Here is a 4,744-nt window from a genome sequence, read left to right on the forward strand (position 1 = left end):
CCCTGGCCCTGGCCGTGACCGCTCTCGCCGGTGCCGGTGTGAGCCTGGCCCCGGCCGCGCAGGCCGCGACCGCCGCCCCCGCCACCTCCTCGGTGTCCTCTGCCGCCGGCGCGTCCGCCGACGTCAGCGCGTCCTCCGCCCGCAGCGTGGGTGTGGCCTTCAGCAACAGCACCAACCAGCAGTTGATCCGCACCTACTCCAGCCTCTCCCACGGCTGCTGGGACGACGACAACCTCCCGCCCGACTACGTGGCCAAGCACACCGGCCCCTCCTGGGGCAGCCACTCCTGCGGAATGCTCACCGGCACCGAGGGATACACCAACTACCGGATCGCGGGCACCACGGACGAGGTGCGGATCCACTGGAACAACCCGTACTCCGGTCGCAACGGCTACTGGTGCGACGCACCGTCCGGCTACCAGTGCACGATCAGCGGTGGCAGCGGCAACAACGCCACCGTCCGCATCACACTCACTGGCGGCCCCGCGACGCTGAAGGCATCCGCCGTCGCCGCCGCCACCCCCGTGCGCAGCACCGCGGTCAACCTGCTGAACGACTCCGGCCGCGCGCTCGTGCGGACCGGGGCGAGCCTGTCGCACGGCGTCTGGAGCGACAACTCCCTGCCGGCCTCGCTCATCAACCCCAGCGCCAGCGGCTACTGGAAGAGTGAGTCCTCCGGCTTCATGACCGGCACCGAGGGACGGGCCTCCTACATGATGTCGGAAGGCGGCATCGTCTCGATCAGCTGGAACAACCCCTTCTCCGGCGGCAACAGCTACACCTGCAACGTGCCCACCGGGTTCGCGTGCGACCAGTCGGGCGGCGGCGGCAAGAACGCGCAGGTCACCTTCCGCATCCGCACGGCCTGACCGGCCGGCCGTCCCAGGGCGGCCCCTTCGACGCCCTCCCTCTCGTAAGGAACACCATGCGCAAGGAAATACCCGCTCTCCTGCTCACCGCCGCCCTGCTCACCGGCGTGGCACCCGCCGCGCAGGCCGCCGACGGACACGCCTCTGTGGCGACGGCCGCCGCCACGGTGGGGCCCCAGGCGATTCAGGCACCGTACATCTGGGACCTCACCCAGACCGACGACGCCTCCGTCCGCACCACCTACGGCCGGGTCATCGCCGGACTGCGCACAGCGGTCGGCCACCACCTCGAAGCCGACCCGACGCTGCTGGAGACCAGCACAAGCCCCGACATCGTGACGCTGCGCGTGCAGCTCCCGGGGAACCGCTACGTCAACCTCCACTACACGGCCGACAACCTCTACCTGCGCGGGTTCTCGGTCGATGGCGGGGACGTGGTGCAGTTCAACGACTTCGACCTCGGCCGCCAGATGGGCCGCTCCTCGCGCATCCTGCCGTTCAACGGCCGGTACGGAACGCAGCAGGGGCACCTCGAAGCCAACTCGTCCGTCGACCGCGCTCATCTCACCTTCGAACGCTCCACGCTCGTCTCCCAGTTGAACGACCTCTACGACTTCGCGAACAGGTCGGGCACGGCGGACAACCGGAGGGTGGCCACAGCCGCACTCACCATGGTGACCGCGACGTCCGAGGCCGCCCGTTTCCGGCCGGTGTACGACAGCATCCTCAGCGCGATGCCGGACGGCGGCGACCGCGGTCGCCAGTCCACCGACAACATCGAGCTGGAGAACGACTGGAGCGCGCTGACGGGCTTCACCCGCCAGCTGCTCCGGGGTGAGCAGCCACCGGCGCGGACTGTGGGAGGCCGCACATTCCGCAACATCCGGGACATCCGCAATGTCCTGGTCATGCTCCTGTCGACCAAGCACTGATCCCCCCGGTCCCGGCGGGACCGCTCCGGGCCGCCCGCGAGGCGGGTGGGCCCGGAGCGGAGGTCCGGCGGGTCCCTGCGGGCAGGAGCTGGTCCGCACCGCCTCGCGGGAATGCCCGTGGCGGGTGTGGGCTCGACGACGCGGCGCACGCACCGCGACGCCCGGTGCGGCTGCCTCCCCTGGTTCGATCATGAACGAGGCCAGTCCCTGACCCGCCTAAGATGGGGAGGGTGACCGCTATCGACATCGACCAGGCGGCCGCTGTGTTGCGCGCCGGCGGCCTGGTGGCCCTTCCGACCGAGACCGTCTACGGTCTCGGCGCCAATGCCGAGGACGCCGCCGCCGTCTCGCGGATCTTCCAGGTCAAAGGCCGCCCTGCCTCCCACCCTCTGATCGTCCACATCGCCGGCGCGGAACAGTTGGACGCGTGGGTGAAGAATGTGCCTGAGGCGGCTCGTCTGCTGGCCGAGCACTTCTGGCCGGGACCGCTCACGCTGGTCCTGCGGCGCGGTGCCCGCGTGCCGATGGAAGCGACCGGCGGTCTGGAGACGGTCGCTGTGCGTGTGCCGGACCATCCGCTCGCCCTCGCGCTGCTGGAGGCGTTCGGCGGCGGCATCACGGCCCCGTCCGCCAACCGCTTCGGCTCCGTCAGTCCCACCACTGCGGACGACGTCCGTGCCGAACTCGGTGACGCCGTGGACTTTGTGCTGGACGGCGGTCGCTGTGAGGTCGGCGTCGAGTCCACCATCGTCGACGTCACCGGTGACACCCCCGCCATCCTCCGGCCCGGCGGGGTGGCCCGCGAGGACCTCGAAGCGGTGCTGGGCCACCCACTCGCCGTCCCGGTGACCAGCGGCGTCCGCGTGCCGGGACAACATCCGTCCCACTACGCACCGAGGGCGCGGGTCGTCCTCGTCGAGCCTCAGAAGGTCATCGCCGAGGCGGAAATCGCTGTCGGCCTGGGACACCGGGTGGGCGTCTTCCTTCCCGCCGCCTTCGCCGGGGCGCCGGTGAAGGCGCACGCCGTGCTGGAGGTCCCCGTCTCGATGGCCGCCCACGCGCGCGGCCTGTACGCGTCCCTGCGCGAACTCGACCAGAAGGGATGCGACGTCATCGTCGCGTCCTTGCCGACGGAGGAGGGGCTGGGACTGGCGATCGCCAACCGGCTCCGTCGCGCCGCGGGTCCCCGTACCACCGTGTGACCACCACCGGCGCCACGAGCGGCCAGTGCCGTGAAGCTCCGGACCGCGCACTTGACCTACCTTCCCCGGTCGGCGTGATTCCGGTTCCTGCCCGCCCGGCACGGCGCTGGACGCGGCCCAGGGCCGGACTCTGACCGTTGTCAGGGGTGCCGAAGAGAATCAGCGCGAGCAGTGGGCACGGAACGAGAAGCAGGGACGTTTTGGCGATCCAACTCCGCAACGCCGCCCGTGCGCACCGCCGTTCGAGACGCGTGGCGTCATGACGGGCCGCCGGATGAGCATATGGGCGACGGGCGCGCTGCTGGTGCTGGCCGGGTGCGGGGGAGGGGACGGCGCCGAGACGCCAGTCTCCAGGAAACGCCCCTGCGACATCCTGCCCAACGCAGGGGTGGAGAAGTCGGTCGGCATCGCGCTCGTGGCGGCCGGAACACAGTGTTCCCAGCCCAAAGCACAGCCCGGGCCGCAGATCGACGCCGAGGCCTACAAGCTCGACGACCAGGGGCGCATCGTCGTCGGGGGCCCGTACCACGGCCACTGCCTGCGGATCACTGGCTACGGCAGCCGCATCAACGGGTCCCAGGTCACCGTCGCCTCCGCCACCGACCTGCTCCGCACCGCCCGGGATCGCATGGGGAACGGCGTGGCCCCCAGGCGGGCCCCGATACCGCTGCCGGGCGTCTCGCGGCGGGTGACCGCTGAGCCGCCGACACCCTGCTTCGCGCTCTACGAGCCCTCCTCGACTCAACTAGATGTTCAGTCACATCGAAGGGCGACTGCCATTTGATCGACTCGGCCTTGAATGCGGACTGGTTGGCGTGGTTGCGATTCTCGGCTGGCCCGAAGGGCTGCCGCCATCCCTAGCCGAAGCGGCTCGCGCGACGCTCGGATCGGGCTTCTGTGATGCGTGGTTCGAGTGCCTCGAACCACGCCCGGCCGTTTTCGCCGTAGTTGTCGCGAATTTCACGTTTGAGGTCGGAGGTATGGGCATTGAGAGTGCGTACCAGGCGCAGGCCGTGGTCGACCTGTGTCCGTAGCTCGCCATGCGACCGCGCCAGATGCGCTGCGGCATCTCGCATCTCAGCGCGCGCCACCCTCGACGCGCGGCTCGTCGGCAGCCAGATCTGCGTACCGATCCGCGCACGCCGCACCACATTCGACATCGTCCGCAGCGACGTCTGGAGGGGGCGCTGCGGTGAGTGTCAGGAGCACGGTGCGGGGGGTGGTCTGCCGGTTGCTGCGCCACCCGGACAGTGAGGTGACGAGGACGGCTCGCTGTATGTCGGGGGAGGGGTGCTGGTGGGAGCTGGCTGCGACCACGGACCTGGATGCCACCGTCCACGGACAGTGGGCCGTCCGGGTGAGTGGACATTTCAAGTCCTGCTGACGGACAGTTGATCTCCCTGTCCGGTATGACTATTCGTCCTCTGTTCGGCTGTCTCCGTGGCATGTTCGGGACAGCCGGGCCTTGGCGCCTGGGCCATCTGTGATGTCGGTGGTGGCTGCGATGCTGGCGGCATGACCTCTTGGAACCTGCTTGATCTCGACAAGGCCCTGCGTGCCGGCTGGTCTGCCGACACCTGCTCGCCCGACGACCAGGCCGATTGGCAGCCGGACAACCCGGCCTGGGGGCACTGCGACATCACGGCTTTGATCGTCAACGACGTCTTCGGCGGTGATCTCGTGGTCGGCGAGGTGCATCTTGACGGAACCCAGCACGGTTTCCACTGGTGGAACCGGCTGT

Annotated in this window: 5 protein-coding genes and 1 pseudogene; 5 read left to right on the forward strand and 1 reads right to left on the reverse strand. The window is 69.7% G+C overall.

Annotation, left to right across the window (positions count from 1 at the left end):
• From ACJA3G_RS30440 to ACJA3G_RS30455, 4 genes are all read left to right on the forward strand, one after another.
• The coding region (locus tag ACJA3G_RS30440) for a Crystal protein ET79 (RefSeq protein WP_406556263.1) at window positions 1-869 on the forward strand (869 nt) is incomplete at its 5' end.
• A 56-nt stretch (window positions 870-925) separates the two neighbouring features.
• Window positions 926-1,801 (forward strand): ribosome-inactivating family protein, encoded by an 876-nt coding sequence (locus ACJA3G_RS30445; RefSeq protein WP_406556264.1) that lies wholly within the window; start codon window positions 926-928, stop codon window positions 1,799-1,801.
• A 221-nt stretch (window positions 1,802-2,022) separates the two neighbouring features.
• Window positions 2,023-3,003, forward strand: coding sequence for an L-threonylcarbamoyladenylate synthase (locus ACJA3G_RS30450; RefSeq protein WP_406556265.1), 981 nt, complete (start codon window positions 2,023-2,025; stop codon window positions 3,001-3,003).
• Between the two features lie 274 nt (window positions 3,004-3,277).
• Window positions 3,278-3,787: a hypothetical protein gene (locus ACJA3G_RS30455; RefSeq protein WP_406556266.1), complete on the forward strand. Its 510-nt coding sequence runs from the start codon at window positions 3,278-3,280 to the stop codon at window positions 3,785-3,787.
• Between the two features lie 73 nt (window positions 3,788-3,860).
• Here ACJA3G_RS30455 and ACJA3G_RS30460 read toward each other — a convergent pair whose 3' ends face one another.
• The gene (locus tag ACJA3G_RS30460; protein WP_406556267.1) at window positions 3,861-4,163 is read right to left on the reverse strand and encodes a hypothetical protein; all 303 of its coding nucleotides are present in this window, start codon (window positions 4,161-4,163) and stop codon (window positions 3,861-3,863) included.
• A gap of 355 nt (window positions 4,164-4,518) precedes the next feature.
• Between ACJA3G_RS30460 and ACJA3G_RS30465 the strand changes: the two are divergent.
• Window positions 4,519-4,744 (forward strand): annotated as a pseudogene (locus ACJA3G_RS30465) (hypothetical protein); the annotation flags it as partial.

This window comes from Streptomyces sp. YS-3, from assembly GCF_045257485.1.
GTDB lineage: Bacteria > Actinomycetota > Actinomycetes > Streptomycetales > Streptomycetaceae > Streptomyces.

What these genes read in the sequence shown, in the direction of transcription:
- ACJA3G_RS30445 (WP_406556264.1), top strand. Translation starts at nt 926, where the DNA reads ATGCGCAAGGAAATACCCGCTCTCCTGCTCACCGCCGCCCTGCTCACC.
- ACJA3G_RS30450 (WP_406556265.1), top strand. Translation starts at nt 2,023, where the DNA reads ATGGGGAGGGTGACCGCTATCGACATCGACCAGGCGGCCGCTGTGTTG.
- ACJA3G_RS30455 (WP_406556266.1), top strand. Translation starts at nt 3,278, where the DNA reads ATGAGCATATGGGCGACGGGCGCGCTGCTGGTGCTGGCCGGGTGCGGG.
- ACJA3G_RS30460 (WP_406556267.1), bottom strand. Translation starts at nt 4,163, where the DNA reads ATGTCGAATGTGGTGCGGCGTGCGCGGATCGGTACGCAGATCTGGCTG.